The sequence below is a fragment of the Limnohabitans sp. 2KL-27 genome, assembly GCF_001269345.1.
Lineage (GTDB): Bacteria > Pseudomonadota > Gammaproteobacteria > Burkholderiales > Burkholderiaceae_C > Limnohabitans_A.
The window spans coordinates 424,373-449,511 of the sequence record NZ_CXOP01000002.1; the positions used below are offsets into that span (position 1 = coordinate 424,373).

General features: G+C 59.4%; 27 protein-coding genes. 7 read left to right on the plus strand and 20 right to left on the minus strand.

Features of this window, described 5'->3' with window-relative positions; genetic code table 11:
- A complete protein-coding gene (modB, locus tag LHAB_RS04630) occupies positions 1-678 on the plus strand; it encodes a molybdate ABC transporter permease subunit (protein ID WP_090044190.1) in 678 nt (225 codons plus the stop codon).
- Entirely contained in the window at positions 678-1,841 is a 1,164-nt protein-coding gene (locus LHAB_RS04635; RefSeq protein ID WP_090044191.1) for an ABC transporter ATP-binding protein, read from the plus strand. Before modB ends, LHAB_RS04635 begins: the two co-directional genes overlap by 1 nt.
- 72 nt (positions 1,842-1,913) lie before the next feature.
- On the opposite strand, the gene LHAB_RS14815 is transcribed toward LHAB_RS04635, so the two are convergent.
- The 7 genes from LHAB_RS14815 to LHAB_RS04665 form a co-directional block, all read right to left on the minus strand.
- Positions 1,914-2,048, minus strand: coding sequence for a hypothetical protein (locus LHAB_RS14815; RefSeq protein WP_255349690.1), 135 nt, complete (start codon positions 2,046-2,048; stop codon positions 1,914-1,916).
- A 124-nt stretch (positions 2,049-2,172) separates the two neighbouring features.
- A complete protein-coding gene (locus tag LHAB_RS04640; protein WP_090044192.1) occupies positions 2,173-3,627 on the minus strand; it encodes an aldehyde dehydrogenase in 1,455 nt (484 codons plus the stop codon).
- A gap of 27 nt (positions 3,628-3,654) precedes the next feature.
- On the minus strand, positions 3,655-4,455 hold the full coding sequence (locus LHAB_RS04645) for an ABC transporter ATP-binding protein (RefSeq protein ID WP_090044193.1): 801 nt from the start codon (positions 4,453-4,455) through the stop codon (positions 3,655-3,657).
- Positions 4,452-5,246: an ABC transporter ATP-binding protein gene (locus LHAB_RS04650; protein WP_194943097.1), complete on the minus strand. Its 795-nt coding sequence runs from the start codon at positions 5,244-5,246 to the stop codon at positions 4,452-4,454. The genes LHAB_RS04645 and LHAB_RS04650 overlap by 4 nt, the downstream gene beginning before the upstream one ends.
- Positions 5,233-6,255, minus strand: coding sequence for a branched-chain amino acid ABC transporter permease (locus LHAB_RS04655; RefSeq protein WP_090044194.1), 1,023 nt, complete (start codon positions 6,253-6,255; stop codon positions 5,233-5,235). The genes LHAB_RS04650 and LHAB_RS04655 overlap by 14 nt, the downstream gene beginning before the upstream one ends.
- Entirely contained in the window at positions 6,252-7,127 is an 876-nt protein-coding gene (locus LHAB_RS04660; protein WP_090044195.1) for a branched-chain amino acid ABC transporter permease, read from the minus strand. Before LHAB_RS04660 ends, LHAB_RS04655 begins: the two co-directional genes overlap by 4 nt.
- Positions 7,128-7,130: 3 nt before the next feature.
- Positions 7,131-8,321, minus strand: coding sequence for an amino acid ABC transporter substrate-binding protein (locus tag LHAB_RS04665; protein WP_090044196.1), 1,191 nt, complete (start codon positions 8,319-8,321; stop codon positions 7,131-7,133).
- 207 nt (positions 8,322-8,528) lie between these two features.
- Here LHAB_RS04665 and LHAB_RS04670 point away from each other — a divergent pair, with 207 nt between their 5' ends.
- A complete protein-coding gene (locus LHAB_RS04670) occupies positions 8,529-9,488 on the plus strand; it encodes a helix-turn-helix domain-containing protein (protein ID WP_090044197.1) in 960 nt (319 codons plus the stop codon).
- A 21-nt stretch (positions 9,489-9,509) separates the two neighbouring features.
- Here the strand turns inward: LHAB_RS04670 and LHAB_RS04675 are convergent, their stop codons facing one another.
- Complete coding sequence (locus LHAB_RS04675; RefSeq protein WP_090044198.1) at positions 9,510-9,920, minus strand: PaaI family thioesterase; 411 nt, start codon at positions 9,918-9,920, stop codon at positions 9,510-9,512.
- A gap of 79 nt (positions 9,921-9,999) precedes the next feature.
- Here LHAB_RS04675 and LHAB_RS04680 point away from each other — a divergent pair, with 79 nt between their 5' ends.
- Positions 10,000-10,290: a hypothetical protein gene (locus LHAB_RS04680; RefSeq protein ID WP_194943098.1), complete on the plus strand. Its 291-nt coding sequence runs from the start codon at positions 10,000-10,002 to the stop codon at positions 10,288-10,290.
- A gap of 7 nt (positions 10,291-10,297) precedes the next feature.
- On the opposite strand, the gene LHAB_RS04685 is transcribed toward LHAB_RS04680, so the two are convergent.
- The gene (locus tag LHAB_RS04685) at positions 10,298-10,765 is read right to left on the minus strand and encodes a DUF3237 domain-containing protein (RefSeq protein WP_090044199.1); all 468 of its coding nucleotides are present in this window, start codon (positions 10,763-10,765) and stop codon (positions 10,298-10,300) included.
- Positions 10,766-10,811: 46 nt separating this feature from the next.
- On the opposite strand from LHAB_RS04685, the gene LHAB_RS04690 reads away from it, so the two are divergent.
- The gene (locus LHAB_RS04690; protein ID WP_194943099.1) at positions 10,812-11,885 is read left to right on the plus strand and encodes a 3-deoxy-7-phosphoheptulonate synthase; all 1,074 of its coding nucleotides are present in this window, start codon (positions 10,812-10,814) and stop codon (positions 11,883-11,885) included.
- Between the two features lie 244 nt (positions 11,886-12,129).
- On the opposite strand, the gene LHAB_RS04695 is transcribed toward LHAB_RS04690, so the two are convergent.
- Positions 12,130-12,633 (minus strand): CBS domain-containing protein, encoded by a 504-nt coding sequence (locus tag LHAB_RS04695; RefSeq protein ID WP_090044201.1) that lies wholly within the window; start codon positions 12,631-12,633, stop codon positions 12,130-12,132.
- A gap of 122 nt (positions 12,634-12,755) precedes the next feature.
- The gene (locus LHAB_RS04700; RefSeq protein WP_090047678.1) at positions 12,756-13,730 is read right to left on the minus strand and encodes a Bug family tripartite tricarboxylate transporter substrate binding protein; all 975 of its coding nucleotides are present in this window, start codon (positions 13,728-13,730) and stop codon (positions 12,756-12,758) included.
- Between LHAB_RS04700 and LHAB_RS14625 the strand changes: the two genes are divergently transcribed.
- Positions 13,729-13,872 (plus strand): hypothetical protein, encoded by a 144-nt coding sequence (locus tag LHAB_RS14625; protein ID WP_194943100.1) that lies wholly within the window; start codon positions 13,729-13,731, stop codon positions 13,870-13,872. The genes LHAB_RS04700 and LHAB_RS14625 overlap by 2 nt on opposite strands.
- Here the strand turns inward: LHAB_RS14625 and LHAB_RS04705 are convergent.
- From LHAB_RS04705 to LHAB_RS04730, 6 genes are all read right to left on the minus strand, one after another.
- Positions 13,866-14,621 (minus strand): amino acid ABC transporter ATP-binding protein, encoded by a 756-nt coding sequence (locus tag LHAB_RS04705; RefSeq protein ID WP_090044202.1) that lies wholly within the window; start codon positions 14,619-14,621, stop codon positions 13,866-13,868. The two genes, LHAB_RS14625 and LHAB_RS04705, sit on opposite strands and share 7 nt — an antisense overlap.
- Complete coding sequence (locus tag LHAB_RS04710; RefSeq protein ID WP_090044203.1) at positions 14,608-15,258, minus strand: amino acid ABC transporter permease; 651 nt, start codon at positions 15,256-15,258, stop codon at positions 14,608-14,610. The genes LHAB_RS04705 and LHAB_RS04710 overlap by 14 nt, the downstream gene beginning before the upstream one ends.
- A complete protein-coding gene (locus LHAB_RS04715) occupies positions 15,251-15,922 on the minus strand; it encodes an amino acid ABC transporter permease (RefSeq protein WP_090044204.1) in 672 nt (223 codons plus the stop codon). Before LHAB_RS04715 ends, LHAB_RS04710 begins: the two co-directional genes overlap by 8 nt.
- A gap of 20 nt (positions 15,923-15,942) precedes the next feature.
- On the minus strand, positions 15,943-16,737 hold the full coding sequence (locus LHAB_RS04720; RefSeq protein ID WP_090044205.1) for a transporter substrate-binding domain-containing protein: 795 nt from the start codon (positions 16,735-16,737) through the stop codon (positions 15,943-15,945).
- Entirely contained in the window at positions 16,734-17,495 is a 762-nt protein-coding gene (locus LHAB_RS04725; protein ID WP_369814100.1) for a GntR family transcriptional regulator, read from the minus strand. The genes LHAB_RS04720 and LHAB_RS04725 overlap by 4 nt, the downstream gene beginning before the upstream one ends.
- A gap of 223 nt (positions 17,496-17,718) precedes the next feature.
- Complete coding sequence (locus LHAB_RS04730; RefSeq protein WP_090044206.1) at positions 17,719-18,432, minus strand: YebC/PmpR family DNA-binding transcriptional regulator; 714 nt, start codon at positions 18,430-18,432, stop codon at positions 17,719-17,721.
- A gap of 286 nt (positions 18,433-18,718) precedes the next feature.
- Here LHAB_RS04730 and LHAB_RS04735 point away from each other — a divergent pair, with 286 nt between their 5' ends.
- Complete coding sequence (locus tag LHAB_RS04735) at positions 18,719-20,956, plus strand: NADP-dependent isocitrate dehydrogenase (RefSeq protein ID WP_090044207.1); 2,238 nt, start codon at positions 18,719-18,721, stop codon at positions 20,954-20,956.
- 110 nt (positions 20,957-21,066) lie between these two features.
- Here the strand turns inward: LHAB_RS04735 and LHAB_RS04740 are convergent, their stop codons facing one another.
- The 3 genes from LHAB_RS04740 to LHAB_RS04750 all read right to left on the minus strand — a co-directional run bounded on the left by LHAB_RS04740 (position 21,067) and on the right by LHAB_RS04750 (position 25,123).
- A complete protein-coding gene (locus tag LHAB_RS04740; protein ID WP_090044208.1) occupies positions 21,067-22,320 on the minus strand; it encodes an Hsp70 family protein in 1,254 nt (417 codons plus the stop codon).
- A 194-nt stretch (positions 22,321-22,514) separates the two neighbouring features.
- Complete coding sequence (locus tag LHAB_RS04745) at positions 22,515-23,255, minus strand: response regulator transcription factor (RefSeq protein ID WP_090044209.1); 741 nt, start codon at positions 23,253-23,255, stop codon at positions 22,515-22,517.
- On the minus strand, positions 23,252-25,123 hold the full coding sequence (locus tag LHAB_RS04750; protein WP_090044210.1) for a sensor histidine kinase: 1,872 nt from the start codon (positions 25,121-25,123) through the stop codon (positions 23,252-23,254). Before LHAB_RS04750 ends, LHAB_RS04745 begins: the two co-directional genes overlap by 4 nt.
- Positions 25,124-25,139: the final 16 nt, after the last annotated feature.

The window sequence follows — 25,139 nt, forward strand, 5'->3', positions numbered from 1 at the left end:
ATGGATTGGTCCGCCCTTCACGTATCGCTCACCTTGGCCGCCCTCACCACCTTGGCGCTGCTGCCGGTGGGGCTGGCCCTGGCCCGTTGGCTGGCCGTGACCGCTTGGGCCGGGCGGCCCGTGGTCGAGGCTTTGCTGCTGCTGCCCTTGTTGCTGCCGCCCACCGTGATCGGGTTTTACTTTCTGGTCGCCTTTGGTCAAGGCAGTGCCTTGGGCGCTTGGCTGGCGGCATCAGGCGTTCGGCTGGTGTTCACCCTCGAAGGCCTGCTGCTGGTGAGCGTCTTGGTCAACCTGCCCTTCATGGTGCAACCCATCCAGCGGGCGTTTGCGGCCGTGCCGCACAGCCTGCGCGAGGCGGCCTGGGTTTCGGGCTTGTCCACTTGGCAAACTTTTTGGCGCATCGAATTGCCCTTGGCCTGGCCCGGTTTGCTGGCCGGCATGGCGCTCACGGTGGCGCACACCTTGGGCGAATTTGGTGTGGTGCTCATGGTGGGCGGCAACATCGAAGGCGAAACCCGCACCCTGTCGGTGTCACTCTACGACAAGGTGCAGGGCATGGATTTGCAGTCGGCCCATGTGATGGCGCTGGCGCTGGTGGGCGTGTCGTTGCTGGCGCTGACGCTGGTGTTGGCCTTTGACCGGGTGGGCCAGCGTGGCCGCGCCCTGCAGGAGCGCTGATGCACGGCTTGCAAGTACAACTGCGCTCGGCCAGCCCGATTCGGCTGGAGGCCGAGTTCGACTGCGGCGCTGGCGAACTGGTGGCCTTGGTCGGGCCGTCAGGCAGTGGCAAAACCAGCATGCTGCGCGCCATCGCGGGGCTGTGGACGCCCGCCGATGTGCAGGGCCACATTCGGGTGGCGGGCCAGGCTTGGCTGGACACGGCGGCGCGTGTGCAGCTCAGCCCGCAAGAGCGCCGCGCGGGCCTGGTGTTCCAGCATTACGCCTTGTTTCCACACATGACGGCGCAGGCCAATGTGGCGCTGGCCGCAGGGCCGGGCTGGTCGGGCGCGGATGTTCAGACTTTGCTCGCCCGCTTGGGGCTGGCCTTGCTGAGCCAGCGCAGGCCATCGCAACTGTCCGGCGGGCAGCAGCAGCGCGTGGCGCTGGCACGGGCCTTGGTGCGCGTCATGCCGACACCCTCTTTGACGTCAACCCCAGCCAGCTTGCCCGGGGTGTTGTTGCTGGACGAGCCCTTTTCTGCGGTGGATGCACCGACGCGCCAGACGCTGTACCGCGAGTTGGCCGCTTTGCGCCAAAAGGTGTCGGTGCCCATGGTGCTGGTCACGCACGACTTGGCAGAAGCGCGCCGCTTGGCCGACCGCGTGGTGATCATGGACGCGGGCCAGACCCTGCAAACGGGCGAGCCTGCCCGCGTGTTTGCCAGCCCGCGCAACGCCCGGGTGGCCGAACTGGTGGGCATTCAAAACCACTTCGAGGGGCGCTTTTTCAAGGACCACGCCGACTGGGGGCGCTTGCGCTGGACCCATGCGGCACCATCAGACGCCGGCTTGGACTTGGCGGTGTTCGACAAACACAAGATCGACGATGGCACGCGCGTGACCTGGGTGCTGAACGGGGAACAGGTGGACGTGATGGCCGATGGCGAAGCGATGAGGGTTGCGCCGCCCGGCCACACCCGCTTGCGCTGCCAGTTGTTGGAGGTTTTGTCCTTGGGAGAAATCAGCCTGTGCACGCTCCGACCCGAAGCCTTGCCCAGCCAAACCATCACCCTGAACCTGACCAGCCGCCTGTTGGGGCGTTTGGATGCGGGCGCTGGTGCCTGGGTTCAGCTGCTGATCGCGCCAGAGGCGCTGCACATCATGCCCGTGCGCACAAAATAAAACCCGCAAAGCGCAAGCTGTTGCGGGTTGGGCGGGTGCTGCCAAGGTGGCGCACCCGAGGGCGGAAAAGCCTCAGGCCATGAACACAGCGATGAAGGCCAGCAGGAAAATCAGCACGGCACCAGCGGCGGGAATGATCACGGGAATGTGCTTGACCACGTTTTCCACGGGATCGTCGGATGTGTGAGAGTCGTTGTGAGCAGACATGAGATACCCCAAAACAAGAATGCGCGTATTGTAGCCAAGCCAAGCGGGTCAATTGATCCAGACTAAGTGCCGCACCCAAGGACGTGAGGGCGGCACCTTGCCCGGATATCTGGCGTCGGACCCTTCAGAACGGGTAGTGGCGGGGGGTGGTTTGAATCGTGACCCAGCGCAGTTCCGTGAATTCGTTGATGCCCGCTTTGCCTCCAAAGCGGCCGTAGCCACTGCCTTTGACGCCGCCAAAAGGCATTTGTGCTTCATCGTGCACGGTGGGGCCGTTGACATGGCAAATGCCGGAGTCGATTTTTCGGGCCACGTTGAACGCACGCGCAATGTCTTTGCCAAACACCGATGAGGACAAACCGTATTCGTTGTCATTGGCGCAAGCAATGGCTTCGTCAACGCCCTTGACGCGGACGATGGCTTTGACGGGCGCAAAACTCTCTTCGCGGTAAATCCGCATGGCAGGCGTCACATGATCGAGGAGCGTCGCGGGCATCAGCGTGTCGGTAGATTTTCCGCCGCAAACCAGCTTGGCACCTTTGGCCAAAGCATCGTCGATCAAGCCGTTGCAATGCTCCACCGTGCCCATGCCAATCACGCTGCCCAAGACCACGGGCTCTGGTTTGCGTGGGTCACCCAAGGGCAGGTTGCGGGCTTTGTTGGCAAAGCGTTTGACGAATTCGTCGGCGATTTTTTCGTCCACGATGATGCGTTCGGTGCTCATGCAAATTTGACCGCTGTTGGCAAAACTGCCAAAGGTCGCGCCATTGACGGCATCGTCGATGTCGGCGTCATCCAGGATCACCATGGGCGCCTTGCCCCCCAGCTCAAGGATCGCGGGCTTGAGGTATTTGGCGCAGGTTTGCGCGATGATTTTCCCCACCTTGGTCGACCCCGTGAAATTCACGCGGCGAACCGCTGGGTGAGAAATCATGGCCTCGACAACGGCACCGGCATCTGCAGGCGCGTTGGTGATGTAGTTCACCACGCCCGCAGGAAAGCCGGCCTCTTGAAAGGCTTCCACAATCAGTTGGTGTGTTTTGGGGCAGTTTTCAGACCCTTTGAGAATGACCGTGTTGCCACAGGCCAAGGGTGTGGCGATGGCGCGCACACCCAAGATCACAGGGGCGTTCCAGGGTGCAATGCCCAGCACCACGCCCGCCGGTTGACGAATGCCCATGGCCAAACTGCCTGGCACATCCGATGGAATGACTTCACCCGAGACCTGGGTGGTCAGTGATGCGGCTTCGCGGATCATGCCCGCAGCCAAGAACACATTGAAGCCTGCCCACATGCCTGTGGCCCCCGTTTCGGCGGGAACCGCTTCGATGAAATCCGGTGTTTTCGCTTCCAGTTTGTCGGCGGCTTTGAGCAACAGGGCTCTTCTTTCGTTGGGCCCTGTTTCGCTCCAGGTCTTGAATGCTTCGGCAGCCGCTTCGACCGCCAAAATCGCGTCGGCTGTGGACGCGGCAGGTGCACGGGTGGCCACTGTGCCATCCAGAGGATTGCGCCGTTCAAAGGTGGCGTTGTTTTCGGCAGTGACCTTGAGGCCATTGATGAGCATGGACATATCGGACATGGGATTGCACTCCTGGAAAATGAAGAATCAAATGGATCGAACAGTTTTTTCTAGCGCTTGCGATGCAGAGCGTGTGTCGCTCGATGCAGCGCCCAAATAAGCTTCGCGGATGACACTGGAGCGCACCAGCAATTGCGATGAACCGTGCGCGACCAAACTGCCGCGCTCGAGGACGTAACCCCGGTCTGCAACCGCCAGTGCTTTTCTGACGTTTTGCTCCACCATCAAAACCGTGGTGCCGCTGTCGGCGATGCGCCGTGTCATTTGCAGCAACTCATCGACCATGCGGGGCGCCAAGCCCAAAGAAGGTTCGTCCAGCATCAAGAGCTTGGGCGCGGACATCATGGCGCGGGCAATCGCCACCATTTGCTGTTCGCCGCCACTCATCGTGCCGGCCAGTTGGTTGAACCGTTCGCGCAGTTTGGGAAAGTCATCCATCACCGCATGCATGCGGGCCTGACGGTCCGCAGCCGACTGCAGCCAACCGCCCAGTTCAAGATTTTCTTGAACGGTCATCTGGGGGAAAAGCTGCCGGCCCTCGGGCACCAAGGCCATGCCGGCTTGAACGATCTCGTGGGCCTTTTCAGGCAAGTCATCGCCATTGAACAAGACCTCGCCGCGCAGCGGTATTTGGCCGGACAGGGCGCGCAACAAGGTGGTTTTGCCTGCGCCATTCGGACCCAAAATGACCGTCAATCCGGGCAAGACGTCAAAGTTCAAATTGCGAACCACTTCAAAGGGGCCATACCCTGCGGACAAGCCGCGCACCTTGAGCTGGGCTTTTCCTGACCCACCCAACACAAAGGGTTGAGGGCGATACCACATCATGTCAATCCCTCCGAAGCGTTGACCATTTCGTCACCCAAATAAGCCTCGATGACTTCCTTGTTCCGCACCACTTCCGAGGGTTTGGCGTCGGCAATTTTTTTGCCCTGGTGGAGAACGATCACCCGCTCGACATGCTTGAGCAATATCTTCACAGCATGTTCGATCCAGATGACCGACAAATCGAGCTCATCGCGCAGTCGGCGAATGAGTCTGGCCATCTCTTCCACTTCAATTTCGGTCAAGCCTGCGGCCACTTCATCGAGCAGCAAAATTTTGGGCCGTGTCGACAAGGCCATGCCGATCTCCAAGATGCGCTGCTGCGATGGGGTGATGGCGGCAGCCGGCAAATCGGCCAGGTGCGACAGACCAATCACCGACAAAATGCTGCCGACGTCACGCAGTGCCCATGGCACGCCTTTCTCTTCACCCCAAAAGATGTATTTGCGCGGTCTGCGGCCTGCAAACTGCAAGCCAAAACGGATGTTTTCACCGACACTCAAGTCGGCAAAAACGCGCGGTGTCTGAAAGGTCCTGGCCAGCCCACGCGCAGCAAAGCTGTGCGCAGTGGCACCGGCCAGAGATTTGCCCTCGATGGCCAGCTGTCCGCTGGTCAGCGGCGTGACCCCCGAAATCGCATTGAAGAACGTGGTTTTGCCAGCGCCATTGGGCCCCATGATGCCCACCAATTCGCCGGCTTGTATGTCCACACTCACCGCATCCACAGCGGTCAGCCCGCCAAAACGCACGGTGATGTCTTGGGCCCGCAGCAGGATGTTTTTAGGCGCCGACAATGCGTCTCTCCTTGGCGCGCTTTTTGTCGCGCGCTTTGTCCCCGCTCAAATCGTAGCGAAGATCTTTCCACCATTGGCGCGTATCTGTGCGCCAGTCTTTGAAGGTTTGCCAGCGCAGGGAAGCCAGACCGCCGGGCAAATACAGCACACTGAGGATCAACAAAAACCCGAGTGTCATCATGTAAATCTGAGGTGCTTGCAGGCGCAATGTTTCGGCCAAGATGCTGAAAACAATCGCCGCAATCAAGGGCCCCCAGATGGTCATAGCCCCGCCGATCAGGGCAATCAAAACCGTCTGAAATCCGATGAAGGGGTTGAACGCCGTGTGCGGGTCAATGTAGGTCCAACGCACCGCCATTGCGGCACCTACGCCCCCCGCCACCGCTGCGGTAAAGGCAAAACCGGCCACTTTGATCCAACGGGTGTTGACCCCCAAGGTTTGGGCGCGTTGCTCGTCCCCGCCAATGCCCAGCAGCGCCAAGCCAAAGCGGGTGCGGCGCAGACCGATCGACAGGCCCACCGAAATCACCGCCAGCAACAAAACGGTGTGGTAAATGGTGTTCATGTCAGGCACGGTGGTCAGCACCCGGCCCACGGTGCCATGCACCGACTTTTCGTAATAGCTGATGGCGTGGCGAATCAACTCGGCCATGCCGAAGGTCAGCACAGCAAAATATGTCCCCCGAAGGTGCAACACCCCCAAACCCATCACCACAGCCACGGCCGCTGCCACGCCAGAACCCAGCGCGATGGCGCTGGTCCATGGCAAGCTGTCCAGGTTCATGGCCGTGGTGTAGGCGCCCAGACCAAAAAAAGCCGAGGTGGCCAAAGACAAATAGCGTGAGGCGCCACAAAAGAACCCCCAACTGGTCGACAAGGCCACGTACATCAGGCACGTCAGCGCCATCGACATCGCAAATTCGCTGCCATACCCTGGCAGTGCCAATGCCCAGCCGGTCAGGCCAAACAGCACCAGCACATCACGCCACAACAAGTTCTTGGAGTTCATTTTGCAAAAAGCCCTCTTGGACGGAACAACAACACGCCAATGAAGACGACATACGACAGCAGCGCCTTGAGCGAGGGGTTGGTGAAGTGCATGCCCAGTGCTTCAATCACGCCCAACATGAGCCCACCTGCCAGTGCGCCGCCCATGCTGCCAAAACCGCCCAGCGTGATGACGATCAAGGCCGTCACGGTGTAGGGCTCGCCCATCGATGGGGAGATGGTGTAGGCCATCGACAGCAAACACCCAGCCAATCCGGACAGGCCCAGGCCGATGCCAAACATCAAAGGGTGCAAGGTGCGCGTGTTGATGCCCACCAATTGCGCGCCCACTTGCGACTGCATGAGCGCCCGGACGCCTTTGCCCAGCAAGGTTTTTCGCAAAACGATCATCAAGCCCAGGCTGAACACCAAGGCCATGGCAAACACCAACAATTTGTTGCCCGCGAACTGTGCGCCCCCCATGGCGACGGGGTCGGTCATGAAGTCATAGCCCCGAAGCTCCCCTCCCCAAATGGCCGACACCATGTTTTGGATCAGGAACATCAGGCCAAAGGCGACCATCAAACCGCGCGCCTCGAAGATGTCCAGGGTGGGCGATGTCGCATTGAGCCGCCTGAAGCACAGCCAGTGGATCACCAAGCCCAGCAGCATCAGCACCCCAAAGGACACGGGCAACATGAGCAGAGGCGATAAACCGAATTGGGTCTGGACCATCCAGGTGAGGTAAGCCCCCACCATCAAAAATTCACCGTGCGCGATGTTGAGGATGCGCATGAGGCCGTATTGCAAATTCAGCCCCAGCGCGACCAACGCGTAGATGCCGCCAGTGATCAAGCCACTGGCAATGAGCTCCATCCAGGCGGTCACCGACACGGCTTACTTCCAGGTGGGTTTGTTGGTGTTGAGCTTGGCGGTGGCCAATTTGGGTGGCCAGACCACTTCAAACTCGCCGTTCTGCCATTGACTCACGGTGCCAGGTGTCGCGGTGTTTTCACTGCCCGTGAATTTGACGTCACCAATGATGGTCTTGTGGTTGGTGTTGGCGATGTAATCGCGCAAGGCCTTTTTATCGAGGCCCACTTGCTTGACGCCTGCCGTCAGGATCTCCAAGCCAGCCCATGTGTGGCCACTGGCCCAACGGTCGGGTTCTTTGCCCGCAAATTTCTTGGTGTGTGCGTCAAAGTAAGCCTTGGCACCGGGGCTGGTTTTGGCGTTCCAAGAGCCCATGCCCATGACACCTTCGGCGCCGGCAGGGGTCATGACGTTGCGGTACAACTGGAAGGCCGTGCCCACCGAGGCGTAGAAAAACTTGGGGTTGAAGCCCACTTCTTTGGACTGGCGGCTGGCCAAGATGGTGTCGGGTGGGTAGGTGAAGCCCACGAATGCATCCGGGTTCTTGTCTTTGATGGAGCGCAAAACAGGCGACAAGTCTTTCACGCCACCGGGGTAGCTTTTTTCTTCGACCATTTGAATGCCGCTGCCTTGCAACGCCACTTTCAAGGCGGCGTAGTTTTCGAGGCCAAACAGATCGTCCACATAAATGCAGGCAATGGTTTTGACGCCGTTGGCCTTGAACATCTCGACCAAGGCATTGGTCATGGGGGCAGGTTGCTGCAGCAGCAAGAAGAAGTAAGGCAACTTCATCTCGACCAGTTTTCGGCTCAAGGCCGTGGGCGCCAAAAATGGGTAACCAAAACGGTTGGCCAGGGGTGCCACGGCAAAGTTGGCGTTGCTGCCCCAAGGTGGCAAGACCAGATCGACTTTGTCGGAGCCCATGAGCTTTTCATAAGTTCTGACACAGGTTTCCACATCGCTGCGGTCATCGGAGCTGATCAGCTCGATTGGGCGTTTGACGCCTTTGACATCCAAACCACCTGCCGCATTGACCTGTTCTGCCCAGAGCAAGTAATTGGGTTCTTGACTAACTTGCGCGCCCCCGGTCCATGGGCCGGTGCGGGCCATGGCGTAACCGATGCGCACAGGCTTGACCTGAGCACGCAGGGCGGGTGCCAGCGAAGCAGCTCCCAAGGCTGCGGCACCTTGAATCATTTGTCGACGTGTCGTCATGTCTTGTCTCCTGTTGGTGGATCTGCGCAGACCCAGTTGTGTGAAAGAAAACCAACCCGTAACTTACTTGCAAAATGCCCAGCCTGCTGTGCAATTTGTGCACTGTTTCAAGCCCGACACCCCCATGGACATGCGGGTAATCCCTCGGTCTTGCCCGTTGAGGGGGATTTCGGGCGTGTCCATAATGGTTGTTTAAGCAAAAGTCCCATGTCCGAAACCCTGTCCCTGTCCACCGATGCGCTGCCTGTCAAAGACAGGATGGGCCAGTGGTCGGAATGGATCACGCAGCAATTCGGAGGCTTGCAATCCGATCTTTACGGCGACACGGTTTTCGATGGCCACATGCATACCTCCCGTGCGGGCCAGGTCATCTTGACCAAGCTCGAGGCGTCTCGGCACCGGGTGGTCAGAACCCCACAGATGGCCCGAACCAGTGAAGTGCCCTATTTGAAAATCGTGGCACCTTGGCATGGCCAAGCGCAAGTGCATCAAATGCAGCGTGAAGCCAAGGCCGACGTGGGTGGCTGGGTAATTTACGACACCACCACCGCCTATGAAGTGGCCAATCCCAGCCGCGTTGAGCACTTGATCGTCATGGTCCCCAAAGACCAAGCCGCCCAAAGAGGTTTGCGGCTGGAGGGTTTGATGGCCCGGCGTCTGGGTGCGGGGGGCATATCGCGGGTGGCCTTGGAGGCGATGCGCAACACCTACCTGGAGCTGCCTTACATGAGTGACAGCGCCGCGCAAGGTGCGGGCGACTTGATCATTGATCTCGTCAAACTCTCTTTGTCCGAATTGGCGGGCCAAGAAACCGCCATGACCCAGCGCGAGGCTTTGCGCGACAGGATCAGACACCATGTTCACAAGTGCCTCAGAGATCCTGAGCTGAGTGTGGACGGCATAGCGCGAGCCCTCAATTGCAGCCGCAGACATTTGTACAACGCCTTTGAGGGCGAGGGCGAATCGGTGGCGGCTTACATCCAGCGCATGCGCCTTGAGGCTTGTATCAAAGACCTGCAAGCCAGTGCAACCAAGACCCGCGCCATCACCGATATTGCGGTGTCATGGGGGTTTGGCAATCCATCCCACTTCAGTCGTGTTTTCAAAGAGCACACCGGTGCAAGTCCAAGCGACTTTCGAAATCAAAAGACGCCCGTCAAAAACTGACGGCTTTTGTCCTGCCCCAAGTCACATCAGCGCGTAAGTGGTGCTGGCCCGGAAAACGCTTTTGCCATCGTCGGCCCCGGCCAGGTCGATCTCGCCAAAAGCCATGGCCTTGCCTGCCCGCAGCACCCGGGCGGTGACCAGCGCGTCCTGCCCAGACAGTGGTTTCATGAAACTGCTGGACAGCTGCACAGTGCTGCAGGGCCTGAACTGCCCAAAGTGGCTGATGAGTGCCAGCACCATGGCCGTGTCGGCCGCGGCCATCATGGCCTGGCCGCACAGCATGCCCCCCACCCGCGAGAGCTGCTCGCTTTGCGGCAAACGCAGGGTCACGCTGTCGGCGTCAAAGCGCTCGACCTTCAGGTTCAGCGCTTGCACCCAAGGGGCAAACAAATCGGTCAGCGATTGCTGCAAGGTTTCAGTGGTGGTGCTCATGGCAGAAGTTTAAACAGTGCGAAGACGTCGCCCCAACACGGGGGCCCGGCAGCCCTTGCACCCTTTCTGTACTGCGCGCATGGCTGCTTCCCTCCTTGTTCTGGGCGCCGGCATGGTCGGCACCTGCACTGCTTTGCATTTGCCCCATGCCTTTCCACGCGAGCCGGGCTTTTTGCTGAACGTGGCTTTGCGACGTGGCGCCGAAGTGCATTGGCATGCCCGGGGTTTGTGGCAGATGGCCGGGGCGCTGCTGCGCTATCTGCGCCATTCACACCCTCAGCGCCATGCCCAGGCCACCGAGGCCTACAGCCAGCTGATCGCCCACGCCACGGACGAGCACGACCTGCTGATCGCCGCTGCTGGCCATTGAGGCCCGTTCAAAGCACCCGGTAAAAACTCAGATACACCCCATCGGGCGCACGCCGCCCAGTGCCGATGAACTGGCTCTCGCTGAGCCAGGCCCACGTGGGCGTAGTGGCTTCCAGCTTGGGCTGGCAGCGGAAGTAAATCTCGTCAGGGTTGACCGGCTGGCCGTTCATGATGCGTTGGGAGTTTTCCAGCGAGGCCACGCGCAAGGCGGTGTTTTGCACAAACACCCGGCTGCCGTCGTCCAGCTCCATCACGTAACGCGCGTCCAGGTGCGCCTGGGTGCCGCCGTCCAAAATCAGCTGAAAGTCGGCACCACCCGCCAGCACCTTGCCGTTCAGCCGTGGGCCGGTCACGGTGCCACCGGTGATCGGGATCATGCGGCGCAGGCCCGCGGGGGTGTGGCCGACTTCAACGGGCGGGGCAATGGTCACGGCCAAGTCGCAAACGTGTTCGAGTTGGGGTGGGGGCAGCGTCATGGGGGTTCCCTTTAAACTTGGTTTGAATTATCAGGTCACTTCACCCATGCTATCCACCCAAGACAAAACCCGCATCGACGACACCCGCATTGCTTCGGTGCGCCCCCTCATGACGCCTGCGCTGCTCGAAGAGCGGCTGCCCGCATCGCCCGCGCACTTGGCACTGGTGGAGCGCTCGCGGCAAGACATCTCGCATGTGCTGCAAGGCCAGGACGACCGTTTGGTGGTGGTGGTGGGCCCGTGCTCGATCCACGACCACGAGCAGGCGATTGCCTACGCCCGGCTGCTCAAGGCCGAAGCCGACAAACACGCCCAAGACCTGCACATCGTCATGCGCGTGTATTTTGAAAAACCCCGTACCACCGTGGGCTGGAAGGGCTATATCAATGACCCGCACCTGGACGGCAGCTTCGCCATGAACCAGGGGCTGGAGATGGCGCGCAAGCTGTTGCTGGAGATCATTGATCTGGGCTTGCCTGTGGCGACGGAATTTTTGGATTTGCTCAGCCCGCAGTACATCAGTGACCTGGTCACCTGGGGCGCGATCGGTGCGCGCACCACCGAAAGCCAAAGCCACCGCCAGCTGGCCAGCGGCCTGTCGTGCCCGGTGGGTTTCAAGAATGGCACGGATGGCGGCATCAAGGTGGCGGCCGATGCGGTGGTGGCGGCCAAGGCGCCCCATGCCTTCATGGGCATGACCAAGATGGGGCAGGCGGCGATTTTCGAGACACGCGGCAACCAGGACGTGCACACCATCCTGCGCGGCGGCAAAGCGCCCAACTACTCGGCCGCCGATGTCGATGCGGCTTGCAAGGTGCTGGCCGCTTCAGGCATCGCGCCGCAGGTCATGGTCGACGTCTCGCACGCCAACAGCAGCAAGCAGCACGCCAAACAGATCGAGGTAGCGCTCGATGTGGCCGCGCAAGTGGCAGGCGGTGACCGCCGAATCATGGGCCTCATGATCGAAAGCCACCTGAGCGAAGGCCGCCAAGACCTGAAAGAAGGTCAACCCCTTGCCTACGGCGTGTCCATCACCGACGCCTGCATCAGCTTTGCGCAAACCGTGCCGGTGCTGGATGCGTTGGCGCAAGCGGTGCGGCAGCGCCGAAGCCGCCCTTGATCTGCTGCAAAACACGTCACAGTGTCTTGACCACCCTCGCCCGTTGGGCGTAAAGTGGTGTTGCTGACATCGGGAAACCGATCGAAGCATCCTCTGGGGTGCATCCATGCACCCCGCCCATCAGAACGACAACGCTTCTTTTGGGCAAACCTTGGGACGATCCTCTCGTGACGCCCCATCGGCCCGACCAGTTCGCTGGTCGGGTTTGTTTTTTCTGGGGCTTGGGTTTTCGGCAGCCAGCGTCTCATGGCTCGTGCTGCGCCAGATACAGGTGCGTGGGCCATTCGTCCGGCCGAAACATCGGTGTGGTGCGCACGCTTTCCATGTCGACGCCAAAGCGCAAAGCCTCGGACAGGCCGCTCAGGTCATCGGCCAGGGTGGCCAGCAAATCATCGAGTGACAGCAAGCCCATCAAGCGGCCATCGGGCTCGGTGACGAATACGCGCCGCACGCCGTGGTGGTGCATGGCCTGGATGGCTTCGTGTACCGTGGCCGAGCCAGGCACCCGCACCAGGCGCACGCTGCTGTAGGCCCCCACCGCTTGCTCGTCCGGCGCTCGGCCTTGCGCCAACAAATTCACCACCAGATCACGGTCGGTGACCACCCCCACCACACGCACAGGGTCTTGCGGGTCGGTCAGGGCCAGTGCGCCCACATGTTGCGTGCGCATCAGCTCGGCGGCATTTTGCACCGAGGCCTCGGCGCTCAGGGTGAGGGTGTCGCCGCGACACAGTTGGGACAAATGCATGACCTGCTCCTGAAAATGACCACAGCCCACCTTAATCGGGTGGGCTGTGTTTTTTCAGTGCGTGGCCGCACGCGAGCGCAAGGAAGCAGGTGCAGCCCGTTCAAGCTGCGCCCTGCGCAGGCTCAGTCCAGGCTCAGACCAATCTTGCGCGACACGGCGCCCCATTTGGCAAAGTCCTTGGTCACTTTCACGACCGCTTGCTCGGGCGTGCTGCCAATCACGACCTGGTCGGATGCCTTGAGCCGTTCGGTGGCTTCTGGGGTGCGCAGCGCGTCGACCACTGCCTGGCGGAATTTGGCCACGATGTCATCGGGCACTTGTTTGGGGGCCATCAAGATCAGGCTGAAATCGGCCTCGTAGCCTTTCACCCCGGCTTCGTCCATGGTGGGCACTTCGGGCAAAGAGGGCGAACGTGCCTGGCCCGACACCGCCAGTGCCGTCAATTTGCCCGAGCGCACATGCGGCAGCACTGTGGGCCCTGCCAGCAAGCCGCAAGGCACCTGGTTGGCCAGCACGTCTTGCATGGCGGGGGCTGGGCCTTTGTAGGGGATGTGCGTCATCTGCATGCCGGTCATGCTCAGCAGCAATTCGGTGGACAAATGCCCAGGCACACCCGCACCGCCCGAGGCATAGTTCAAGGGCATGTTTTTGGATTTGGCGATCAGCTCGGACACTGTTTTGACGCCCAGCGAAGGGTTGCACACCAAGGTTTGGCTGAACGAAGACAACACGCTGATGGGCTTCAAGTCGTCGAGCTTGAAGGGCATGGATTTGTACACATGCGGGTTCACGGTGAGCAGCGTGTCGGTCGCGAACAAAAAGGTGTAGCCATCGGGCGCGGCACGCGCCACGCTGGCGGCGCCAATGTTGCCACCCGCGCCAGGCTGGTTCTCGATCACGATGGGTTGCTTGAGATTGCCCAGGATTTTTTCGGCGGCTGTGCGCATGACCAGGTCACTGGGGCCGCCGGGTGGGAAGGGAATCACGACTTTGATCGGGCGCTGTGGCCAGCTTTGGGCCAGGGCGGCGCTGCTGGCACACACGGCCAACACCGCGATGGACAAAGTCTGCTGCCAAGAATGGGAAGTCAAATGCATGAACAAATCTCCAACAATACGCTTCATCCTAGCAAAGACCACGATGGATCCCAAGGCTGAAAACCCCTATGACGGCAGTCTCGTGGCGTACTTCGGGCCCAATATCGGCCCGGTGCTGGAATCGGCCTGCTGGGCTCAGTGAAGTGAGGACAAAAACTGCTGCAATTCAGGCGTTTTCGGGTTGGCAAACAGTTCTGCAGGAGAGCCTTGCTCATGCACCAAACCTTGGTGCATGAAGATCACGCGGTCGCTGACTTTGCGGGCAAAGTTCATTTCGTGCGTGACCATCAAGAGCGTCATGCCTTCTTGCGCGAGCGACTCCACCACGGCCAGCACTTCGCCCACCAGTTCGGGGTCGAGCGCAGAGGTGATTTCGTCGCACAACAAAATGCCCGGTGACATGGCCAACGCCCGGGCAATTGCCACGCGCTGCTGCTGACCGCCCGAGAGCTGATCGGGAAAAGCATCGAATTTCTCGGCCAGGCCCACGCGTGCCAGCAGGCGGCGCGCGCTGGCTTCGGTCTCGGCGGCAGGCAACTGTTTGACCAAACCTGGGGCCAGCTGGATGTTTTTGCCCACCGTCAGGTGCGGAAACAGGTTGAAGGACTGGAAGATCATGCCGACCTGCTGGCGCAAGGTGCGCATGGCCGCAGGGTCTGAATACACCAAAGGCTGACCTTGCACGGTCAGGCTGCCGTGCTGAAAGATTTCCAGCCCGTTGATGCAGCGCAGCAGTGTGCTTTTGCCCGAGCCGCTTTTGCCGATGATGGCAATCACTTCGCCCGGCCTCACCTGCAGGTCGATGCCTTTGAGGACTTCGTTGTTGCCATAGGATTTGCGCAGCCCCGAAATGGCGACGGCAGCTGGGGCAGAAGAATCAGCGTTGGACATGGAATTTGCCTTCGAGAGAGCGTGCATACAGGCTGATTGGGTAGCAGATCAGGAAATACATCACAGCCACACAGCTGTAGACCACAAAGGGTTTGAAAGTGGCGTTGGTGATCATGGTGCCGGCCTTGGTCAACTCGACAAAACCAATGACCGAAGCCAGCGCCGTGCCTTTGACGACTTGGACCAAAAAGCCCACGGTGGGCGCGACCGCAATGCGCGCGGCCTGCGGAAAAATCACGTAGTGCAGTTGCTCGATGAAGTTCAGTGCCAGGCTTTGCGCCGCTTCCCACTGGCCTTTGCCAATCGATTTGACACAGCCGTGCCAAATTTCGGTGAGGAATGCGCTGCTGTACAGTGTCAGTGCCACGGCCGCTGCCGTCCAGGCCGAGGTCTCCACGCCCAGCATGGCCATGCCGAAGTACGCCAAGAACAGCTGCATCAGCAAAGGCGTGCCTTGAAAGAGCTGCACATACAGGGCCACCGCTTTTTGCAAGCTGCGGTTGGGTGCGGTGCGGACCACCAGCAGGGCCAGGCCCACCAAGCCGCCGCCCACAAAAGCGATCAAGGACAAAACAATTGTCCAGCGTGCGGCCAGCAACAAGTTGCTGACGATGTCCCACAGAGAGAACTCAACCACGCCGGCCTCCGAACAAGAAGCGTTGGCCGAACCAGTTCAGCGTGGCGCGGGTGGCGATCGACAGCAACAGGTAAATGGCGGTGGCGATGATGAAGGCTTCAAAGGCGCGGAAGTTGCGGCTCTGGATCAGGTTGGCGGCAAAGCTCAGTTCCTCGGTCGAGATCTGTCCGCACACCGCCGAGCCCAGCATCACGATGATGATCTGGCTCACCAGCGCAGGCCAGACGCGCTGCAAGGCGGGCGGCAAAATTACCCATACAAAAGTCTGCTTGCGCGACAGGGCCAAACTCATGGCAGCTTCGATTTGCCCGAGGGGTGTGGTCTGGATGCCGGCCCGCACGATCTCGGCCGAATAGGCCCCGAGGTTGATCACCATGGCAATGACCGAAGACCACTCAGGGCTCAACCGCACACCCATGGCGGGTAAGCCAAAGAAGAGGAAAAAGAGCTGAACGATGAAAGGCGTGTTGCGGATCAGCTCCACATAGGCGGCCACGCCTGGGCGGCTCCAACCAGGCCCTTGCGTGCGTACCCAGGCGCAGCCAATGCCCAACAAAACGCCCAGCACCGCAGACACTGCCGTGAGGCCGAGCGTCAACGCCACACCCTTGACCAACAGGGGCCACTCGGTCAAAACCGCCGCAAAGTCCAACTCAATGGCCATGGTGTCAGCCCTTCTAGTGCTTATTCAGGCAACTGGCCAGCAGGGCGGCCCAGCCACTTTTGCGCCATCTTGTCGATGTCGCCTGACTTCTTGCCGTCAGCAATGATCGCATTGACCTTGGTGCGCAGCGCGTCTTCGCCCTTACCCACGCCGATGAAGTTAGGACTGTCTTTGAGCAGCAGCTTGTACTCGGTGTTGAGCTGAGGGTTCTTTTGCATCATCACGCCCGCCACCGAAACGCCAGTGGCCAACAATTGGGTTTGGCCTGCGACGAAAGCCGAGACGGTGGCGTTGTTGTCTTCAAAGCGTTTGATCTCTGTGCCCGAAGGGGCCACCTTGGTCAACTCCTGGTCTTCCAAAGCGCCGCGAGTGGCCGCCACGGTCTTGCCTGCCAAATCGGCCATGGATTTCACATTGATGCTTTTGGGGCCGTAAATGCCTTGGAAGAACGGCGAGTAGGCCGCAGTGAAGTCGATCACTTTTTCACGCTCGGCGTTTTTACCTAAGGTGGAGATGACCAGATCGGCCTTTTTGGTCTGCAAGTAGGCGATGCGGTTGGCGCTGGTCACAGGCAGCAATTCGATCTTCACGCCCATCTTGGCGGCGATGTAATTGGCCATGTCAATGTCCAGGCCTTGTGGCTTGAGGTCGATGCCGACAAAGCCATAAGGCGGGAAGTCGGTCGGGATGGCGATCTTGATCAGCTTGGCTTTTTGAATGTTGTCCAGGGCGGCTTGGGCGTGACTGGCACCGGCCAGAGTCAAGAGGCTGGCGGCCACGGCGGTGGACAAGACAAGGCGTTTCGAGAGTTTCATAGCAAGGCTCCTAGGTAAGTGGAAGGTGAGGTTGGAGAAGGGGGTTTTAGGGATGCGATTCGGCCCGTTTTGGGTGGTGAAGCACGGGCAGCACTCATGGGCGCCAATGCCAGACGCAACTCGGCCAGCGGGTCAGCAGGTGCGGCGTTGATCTTCAAGGCCGATTGCACCTGGCCTATGTGCTCAGCCATCAGTTGTTCGGCGGTTTCTTTGTCACCACGCTCGAGGGCTTGCACGATCTCGATGTGTTCCTGACAGGACTTCACCGCGTCGTGACTGGACTGGTAGAGCATGGCGATCAGGGTGGTGCGGGCTGTGAAGTCGCGCAGCGTGTCGGCCAGCAGCTGGTTACCCAAGCACTCGGCCAGGCACACATGAAAGTCGCCAAGCAAAAAACTGCGACGCCCCACATCGTCTTGTTTGAGTGCAGTTTTCTCTTGCTGGATGTGCTGCTTCAGGCGCTTGAGGGTGGTCTTGTCCATGGTCCCGGCGCTGCGAATCAGGCCGGTTTCGATCACCCTGCGGGCTTCAAAGGCCTCACGGGCTTCGGTCTTGGAGGGTTGCACCACATACCAGCCCCGGCGTGAGCTGACCTGTACGATGCCGCGTGCGGCCAGTTGCATCAGTGCTTCGCGCACCAGGGTGCGGCTGCAGTCAAACAACATCGACAAAGCCTGCTCCCCCAAGCGTGCGCCGGGCATCAGCTTTTGGGCCAGGATCGCTTCCACGATCCGGTCGGCAATGTCTTTGGAGTTCACAACCAGGGATTCCTTTGCTTGAACCTCTAGCGAATACCGTGCCACTTGTATTGGCAGCTTGTATGCAAGATTTGTGCATCATAGGTGTGCGCAAATCACTTGTGGCTCATGGATTTCCCTTGCTTGGTGCACGGGCATGCACCAATTTGCGTTGTTTGCGGGCTCCAAAACAAAAGGGCCTGACGGGAACGACCCGTCAAGCCCTTAGAGGAAGGGGTGGGGCTTATCCCGGCAGTCCCACAAACACGTTCTGCACGTCGTCGTTGTTGTCGATCGCGCCCAAGAAGGCTTCGACTTCTTCGAGTTGCTCGGCGCTCAGCTTGGCCGGGTCGACCGGGTTTTTGGGCTTGTAGCCCAGCTTGGCCGACACCACGGTGAAGCCGTGTTCGGGCAGGGCGCGGCTGACCAGGTCCAAGTCGGTGGCTTCGGTGATGAACACCGTCATGCCGTCTTCGTCGGTCGGTTCAAAATCTTGCGCCCCTGCTTCGATGGCGGCCAATTCGGGGTCGGCCCCGGCCTGGGTGGGTTCGGCTTCGATGAACCCCACATGGTCGAAGTCCCAGGACACCGAGCCCGAGCTGCCTTGTTGACCCTTGCGGAACAGCACGCGCATTTCAGAGGCGGTGCGGTTCACGTTGTCGGTCAGCACCTCGATCATCACCGGCACTTGGTGCGGGGCAAAGCCTTCGTAAATCACGCGGTCAAAGCTCACGGCATCGCCCAAGAGGCCCGCACCCTTTTTAATGGCGCGCTCCAGCGTTTCCTTGGGCATGGACACTTTGCGGGCTTGCTCGACCACCAGCCGCAGGCGCGAGTTGGCGGCCGGGTCGGCGCCATTGCGGGCTGCGATCATGATGTCTTTGGCCAGGCGACCAAACAATTTGCCTCTGGCATCTGCTGCCTGTGCCTTGCCTTTGGCTTTCCACTGCGCGCCCATGGGTTTTTCCTAGGTTGGGGAGGGTGCATTGAGGGCACCCACCGGGTCAATCGGGCACCAAATCCAAGGGCTTGGCGCATCTGTCGAGGGGTGTCAGTTTAATCGCCCGGCTGTGGGCCTGATCCCGGCGCGCTGTCTGCGACCGCTGTGGGTGATATCCAGTAAGAAAATCAGAGGGGCTTTTGAGATAAAGTCTCGGGCTAAACCGCCTTAAAAGGGCAGTTTTCGACATGGTTCGACATACCGCCGAACGACGCATACCTACATCCTGACAACGAGAGTACCCATGGCTGCAGACAAATCCAAGATCATTTACACCTTGACGGACGAAGCCCCTTTGCTGGCGACAGCTTCGTTCTTGCCGATCATCCGCACCTTTGCTGCGCCTGCGGGCATCGAAGTGGCAGAGAGCGACATCTCTGTCGCGGCCCGCATTTTGGGTGAGTTTTCGGATTTGCTGCCCCCTGAGCAACGCGTGACCAACAACCTCGCTGAATTGGGCAAGCTGACCCTCAAGCCCGAAGCCAACATCATCAAGCTGCCCAACATCAGCGCCTCCGTGGGCCAGTTGACGGCAGCCATCAAAGAATTGCAGGCCAAGGGTTACGCCCTGCCCGACTATCCAGAAAATGCCAAGACCGACGAAGAAAAGGCCTTGAAGGCCCGCTACAACAAATGCACTGGCTCGGCCGTGAACCCCGTGCTGCGTGAAGGCAACTCGGACCGCCGTGCACCCCGCGCCGTGAAAGAGTTTGCCCGCAAGAACCCCCACAGCATGGCCGAATGGAGCCAGGCATCGCGCTCGCACGTTTCACACATGCACGCGGGCGATTTCTACCACGGCGAAAAATCCATGACCCTGGACCGCGCCCGTGATGTGAAGATGGAGCTGATCACCAAGAGCGGCAAAACCATCATCCTCAAACCCAAAGTTTCCTTGCTCGACCGTGAAGTCATCGACAGCATGTTCATGAGCAAAAAAGCGCTGCTCGAGTTCTATGAAAAAGAAATCGAAGACGCACACAAAACCGGTGTGATGTTCTCACTGCACGTCAAAGCCACCATGATGAAGGTCTCGCACCCCATCGTGTTCGGTCACTGCGTCAAGATTTTCTACAAAGAAGCGTTTGCCAAACACGGTGCGTTGTTCAAGGAATTGGGTGTCAACGTGAACAACGGCATGGCCGATCTTTACGCCAAAGTCGCCACCCTGCCCCAATCCAAGCAAGACGAGATCAAGCGCGATCTGCACGCCTGCCACGAAGGCCGCCCCGAGTTGGCCATGGTGGACTCTGCCAAAGGCATCACCAACTTCCACTCACCCAACGACGTGATCGTGGACGCGTCCATGCCCGCCATGATCCGCAACGGCGGCAAGATGTGGGGCGCCGATGGCCGCTTGAAAGACGTCAAGGCCGTGATGCCCGAGTCGACTTTTGCCCGCATTTACATGGAGATGATCAACTTCTGCAAATGGCACGGCGCGTTCGACCCCAAGACCATGGGCACGGTGCCCAACGTCGGCTTGATGGCCCAGCAAGCCGAAGAGTACGGCTCGCACGACAAAACCTTTGAAATCTCTGAAGACGGCGTGGCCAACATCACCGACCTCAATACCGGTGAAGTGCTGCTGAGCGAAGACGTGGAAGAAGGCGACATCTGGCGCATGTGCCAAGTCAAGGACGCCGCCATCCGCGACTGGGTCAAGCTGGCCGTGACCCGTGCCCGCAATTCCGGCATGCCGGTGGTGTTCTGGCTCGACCAGTACCGCCCGCACGAAGCCCAGCTGATCACCAAAGTGAAGATGTACCTGCACGAGCACAACACGGCGGGTTTGGAAATCCAGATCATGAGCCAGGTGCGTGCCATGCGCTACACCCTCGAACGTGTGGTCCGTGGCTTTGACACCATCAGCGCCACGGGCAACATCCTGCGCGATTACCTCACCGACTTGTTCCCGATCATGGAGTTGGGCACCTCGGCCAAGATGCTCTCCATCGTGCCTTTGATGGCCGGCGGCGGCATGTACGAAACCGGTGCGGGCGGCTCGGCCCCCAAGCACGTGCAGCAACTGGTCGAAGAAAACCACCTGCGCTGGGATTCCTTGGGCGAGTTCTTGGCTTTGGCCGTGTCTTTCGAAGATTTGGGCCTCAAGACCGGCAACAAGAAAGCCGGTGTTTTGGCCAAAACCCTGGATGCTGCCACCGGTAAACTGCTCGACAACAACAAGAACCCGTCGCCCAAGACCGGACAGCTTGACAACCGGGGCAGCCAGTTCTACTTGGCCATGTACTGGGCGCAGGAATTGGCCGCGCAAACCGAAGACGCTGCACTGGCTGCCCAGTTTGCACCTTTGGCCAAAGCCTTGACCGACAGCGAACAGAAGATCGTGGAAGAGCTCAATGCCGTGCAGGGCAAGCCTGTGGACATTGGCGGCTACTACATGCCTGACCAAGTCAAGCTGGCCGCCATCATGCGCCCCAGCGCGACCTTCAATGCGGCGCTGGCTTCGGTCAAGGTCTGAGGCGAAGCGGGCTCAGCGGTCGGCATACCGCTGAGTTGCTGGCCGCAGTGCTGACAGGGCGCTCAAAACCCAAGCCACGCAGGTTCCTGCGTGGCTTTTTTCTTGCTGGCTCAGTGGCTGTAGGCCAAGCCCAGCGCCACGCCACCAAACAAATCGCCTTCGAGCAACGGCACACCCGCAAATTCGGCTTGCAACGCGGCCTGAAAAGTGAGCAATGCCGAGGAGCCCCCTGTCAGGTAAATCGTGTTCAGTGAGGCATCTGTCAGGCCTGCGCGCAAGACACATTCGCGCGCACAGGCCACAGTGCGGGCCAGCAAGTCGTGCAAATGCGACTGCATGTCGCTTACACCCAGACGCGCTTGCAAGTCGCGCTCGATCACGGACAGCGCAATGCCGGTGTCGGCTTGGTTCATGGAACAGCGGATCTTGGCCTGTTCGACTTCGTGTGCCATCAGGTGCCCGTGGCGCTCGGTGAGCACGCGCATCAAGCGTTCGTGCAAATGCAGATCGCTGTAGTTGCTGCGCAAGGTTTGGGCGTGGGCGATGGCTTTGGGCTGGTATTGCCAATGGATCAGGTGCCAGGTGGCCAGGTCAAAAAACACCCGGCTTGGTACCTCGCGCTGCTCGGGCCCCAAGTGTTTGTAACCCAGCAGGGGCATGACCTGCGCCAGGTTGAGTTGGCGGTCAAAGTCGGTGCCGCCGATGTGCACACCTGCGGTGGCCAAAATATCCTGGCTGCGGTCCGTGCGGGTCATCCGGCCTGGCCCCAGGCGAACCACGGTGAAGTCCGAGGTGCCGCCACCCAAGTCGACCACCAGCACGGTGGTTTCTTGGGTCAGGCGCTGCTCGTAGTCCAGTGCGGCGGCAATGGGTTCGAGCTGAAACGACACTTCGTCAAAGCCTACCGCCTCGACCGCCTGTCGCAGCGAGGCTTCGGCTTGGGCATCGCGCAGGGGGTCGTCGTCCACAAAGTGCACCGGGCGGCCCATCACCACACGGCGCGGGGCGCTGCCCAGGCTTTGGGTGGCGCGTTCGCGCAGGTTCGCCAAAAAAGTACCGATGATGTCCTGAAAACTGATTTGCTGGTGGCCGATCTGCGTGGTCTCCAGCAAGAGCGGGCTGCCCAACAGGCTCTTGAGCGAGCGCATCAAACGGCCCTCAGTGCCCTCCAGGTAATGCCCGATGGCGTCACGCCCGAAATGCGTGCGGCCGTCTTCGGCGTTGTAGAACACGGCCGTGGGCATGGCCATGGCCTCGCCTTCGAGCGCAATCAAACGGGCGTGGCCTTGGGGCCCAAGCCAGGCGATGGCCGAATTGGAGGTGCCGAAATCAATGCCGAGCGTGCCGGCGGGGGAAGACATCATGGGTGGGAGAGTGCAGACAGAAGCCAAGGGTGGCCGTGAAAAAGCGGCTTATTCGAGACGCTTTGAAGACCGGGCATTCTGCCACCAAGCGAGGCCTTCCGTTGTCGAGCGAACCTCACGGGTGCCGGTGCACTGTAGGGCCTTGCTGCCATGAGATTCGATGGCTGCGTGGTGACGGGATTCCCAAACGCTGATCAATGGACGAATTTGATCCGCACACACAACTGATAACCCACGCCCCATACTGATTTGATGGCCGGTTCGTCGCCGGCGACCTGGATGCTTTTGAATTTCTTGCGCAAACGGGCAATCAACTCCTCCAAGGCGTGTTTGCTCATCAGGGCATCATCGTCCTCGTCGGCAAACAAATCGCACAGCACACCGGACTCCAGCGTGTTGTCCTTGGCCTGAACGAGGGCCAGCAAAATGGTTTTTTCTTTGCTGGTCAAGCGCAGTTTCAGATCCTGGTCCGGTCCGAGCAAGGTCCGATCGCGCAAACTCAGTGACCACTCCTTTGCCGTATGCGACTGTTTCAGGCGACGCCCCAAATTTTGCAGTACCAAAACCAGCTCATCTGGTGACACCGGCTTGGTCATGTACAGATCTGCGCCACCTTGTTTGTAGCCCGCAATCCGGTCGTTCAAAGCCACCCTGGCGGTCATGATCACAATGCCCGCATCGGGCCGTGACTGTCGCACACGCCGGCACAAACTCAAGCCGTTTTCACCGGGCAGATTCAGGTCGATCAGGTAAAGGTCGAAGGCAATGCGTGCGTTCAGATCGTCCAAACCCGGTGCGCTGTTGGCCGCGTGCACCTCAAAGCCATGCGCGCGCAGATGCACTTCGATTTCTTCGCGCAGCAAACGGTCGTCCTCCACCAAGGCCAGAACCAAAGGCCAAGGCGCGTCTCGGGTGTCAGGGTACTGGTCGTTCAACGGGGAAATCTCACTTCAAAGACCACATCGTGCTCCATTTTTTGGTACCGCACCCGGGCGCCCATCTTTTGCGCTGCGGAATTGACCAAGCTCAGGCCAATGCCCATGCCCGGGCTGTTCTGAAAACTGGGGTGGCGGTAGTAGCGCTCAAACAAACGCGCCTCATCTGGGTGATTCTCGGCAGCTACGCGGTTGCTGATTCGAAAACAGGTCACGCTCTCGGTCTCATCCTGAATGGTGATTTTGATTTTGCCCTCAGCCGCATATTTGACGGCGTTGCTCACCAGGTTTTCAATGATCAAGGCCAAAAAGTGGGGCGCAGCACGAAACACCACACCCTCCTGAATATCGAGTTCAAAACGATCGGGCTCGCGGTACTCCTGCATCACCACGTTCATCAGTTCGATGGCCGAGACGGTTTCTTCCGATCCGCGCGCCTGCATGCGTTCAATTTTGTTGGACATGGCCACATGCTCGATCATCGCGTCCATGCGCTCCACCGAGGCGTTGATGTGAAGAATCCTTTCTGCAGAATCATTGGGCACCAAGGCCATTCTTTTGAGCGAAGCCATGGCAAATTTGATGGTGCTCAATGGCGTTTTCAATTCATGCGTCAGCATGTCAATCAGGTCGCGGCGTTCCTTTAACCCTTCCTCGTGGACTTTGGACTCCGCCACCTGGATCTGCAAGGCCTGAAGCTCCAGAATTTTTTTGCGGTTGCGGGCGCTTTTTTCAGTTGCCACCAGCCAGAAAACAACGATACCAATGAAAATCCCGTTGAATCGCAGATCACCGCTGGTCTGCGCTAAATTGTATTGATCACGCCAGTCCTGGGTGTGCAAATTGTAGGGAAACCCCAAAACGATGATGAGTAAAAACAAGACCCATCCTGATGTGAAAATCCAACGGCCTGGCATGGGCTCACGAACTGTCCGAGCCCCCCAGATCTGGATGAAGGGGCAGAAAAAACCGACGATGTAGTTCATCAAGCCTGCCTCTGTTTCGTACCCAGACAAAACAAGCAGAAGGTTCAGGCCGCATACCCACAGCACAGCGGCAATCCATCGCGCGTAAGCCCTAGTGGGCTTGTAAGCAGACACCACCACCCAGGCCAAAAGCACGGTCATCGCCATCCGCATCACCAGCGCCAAGCCAGCCAAGGTGTTCGGTTGAACCGCCGCCAGCAGTCCCCCGCCTTGGGGTAAAACACCGGAAAAAGCGCAAATCGACAGCACAACCGCCGTTTGAAAACCGCAAAAAACCAGCAACAACCGTGAGCGTTCGAAGAGGAAAAACAGCACCGAAAGCATCAACAATGCGATCGAAAGGTTCAAAGCGGTGTTGACGCTTTTGATGGCAGCAATCGATGACTGCAGCGCATCGTCGGCAGTCATCACTTCAGTGCGCACAATGCGCACAGAGGTTGTTTCAACTTTCAGATAGGCGAAGTTCGCATCGGCATTCAACGTGTTGAATTCAAAACAGTGCTGCAGTTCAATGCAAACTTTTTTCTTTGGCGCTTGCAACTCGCCCCCAAGTTGTGGGGTCCAGTGCCCGGCGTTTTGTTGAAAGAAAGTCAAACGGTCCAAAGAATAAGGCTCGACCCTCAACACCAGCGGTGCCGCCAGGTCAGTCGATGAAAACGCCGAGGGGTCTTTCAGCCGAATCCGAAGCCATGTTTCACCTCGGCTAAACCCCAGGCGCAGTTGACCCCGATACGGTTTGAAGTCTTGCGTTTGGACGGTCTCGAGGGTGTGCTTTTGTTGATCATCGTGAAAATAAGCCGTTTCGATTTCAAAGCGGTCCTGCCCTGCAAGCAAGGACCATTGAAAAAACAATAACAGGAAAAGACAACACAAGCGTTTCATGGATGCTTGGAATCAT

Coding starts and splice junctions, on each gene's coding strand:
- LHAB_RS04740 (WP_090044208.1), bottom strand. CDS start 22,320: ATGATGTCTTCCCCCGCCGGCACGCTCGGCATTGATTTCGGCACCTCC.
- LHAB_RS14815 (WP_255349690.1), bottom strand. CDS start 2,048: ATGTCTGCTCACAACGACTCTCACACATCCGACGATCCCGTGGAAAAC.
- LHAB_RS04705 (WP_090044202.1), bottom strand. CDS start 14,621: ATGTCCAACGCTGATTCTTCTGCCCCAGCTGCCGTCGCCATTTCGGGG.
- LHAB_RS04640 (WP_090044192.1), bottom strand. CDS start 3,627: ATGTCCGATATGTCCATGCTCATCAATGGCCTCAAGGTCACTGCCGAA.
- LHAB_RS04670 (WP_090044197.1), top strand. CDS start 8,529: ATGTCCGAAACCCTGTCCCTGTCCACCGATGCGCTGCCTGTCAAAGAC.
- LHAB_RS04675 (WP_090044198.1), bottom strand. CDS start 9,920: ATGAGCACCACCACTGAAACCTTGCAGCAATCGCTGACCGATTTGTTT.
- LHAB_RS14625 (WP_194943100.1), top strand. CDS start 13,729: ATGAACAAATCTCCAACAATACGCTTCATCCTAGCAAAGACCACGATG.
- LHAB_RS04735 (WP_090044207.1), top strand. CDS start 18,719: ATGGCTGCAGACAAATCCAAGATCATTTACACCTTGACGGACGAAGCC.
- LHAB_RS04720 (WP_090044205.1), bottom strand. CDS start 16,737: ATGAAACTCTCGAAACGCCTTGTCTTGTCCACCGCCGTGGCCGCCAGC.
- LHAB_RS04655 (WP_090044194.1), bottom strand. CDS start 6,255: ATGAACTCCAAGAACTTGTTGTGGCGTGATGTGCTGGTGCTGTTTGGC.
- LHAB_RS04635 (WP_090044191.1), top strand. CDS start 678: ATGCACGGCTTGCAAGTACAACTGCGCTCGGCCAGCCCGATTCGGCTG.
- LHAB_RS04685 (WP_090044199.1), bottom strand. CDS start 10,765: ATGACGCTGCCCCCACCCCAACTCGAACACGTTTGCGACTTGGCCGTG.
- LHAB_RS04680 (WP_194943098.1), top strand. CDS start 10,000: ATGGCTGCTTCCCTCCTTGTTCTGGGCGCCGGCATGGTCGGCACCTGC.
- LHAB_RS04665 (WP_090044196.1), bottom strand. CDS start 8,321: ATGACGACACGTCGACAAATGATTCAAGGTGCCGCAGCCTTGGGAGCT.
- LHAB_RS04715 (WP_090044204.1), bottom strand. CDS start 15,922: ATGGCCATTGAGTTGGACTTTGCGGCGGTTTTGACCGAGTGGCCCCTG.
- LHAB_RS04690 (WP_194943099.1), top strand. CDS start 10,812: ATGCTATCCACCCAAGACAAAACCCGCATCGACGACACCCGCATTGCT.
- modB (WP_090044190.1), top strand. CDS start 1: ATGGATTGGTCCGCCCTTCACGTATCGCTCACCTTGGCCGCCCTCACC.
- LHAB_RS04700 (WP_090047678.1), bottom strand. CDS start 13,730: ATGCATTTGACTTCCCATTCTTGGCAGCAGACTTTGTCCATCGCGGTG.
- LHAB_RS04695 (WP_090044201.1), bottom strand. CDS start 12,633: ATGCATTTGTCCCAACTGTGTCGCGGCGACACCCTCACCCTGAGCGCC.
- LHAB_RS04750 (WP_090044210.1), bottom strand. CDS start 25,123: ATGAAACGCTTGTGTTGTCTTTTCCTGTTATTGTTTTTTCAATGGTCC.
- LHAB_RS04730 (WP_090044206.1), bottom strand. CDS start 18,432: ATGGGCGCGCAGTGGAAAGCCAAAGGCAAGGCACAGGCAGCAGATGCC.
- LHAB_RS04645 (WP_090044193.1), bottom strand. CDS start 4,455: ATGATGTGGTATCGCCCTCAACCCTTTGTGTTGGGTGGGTCAGGAAAA.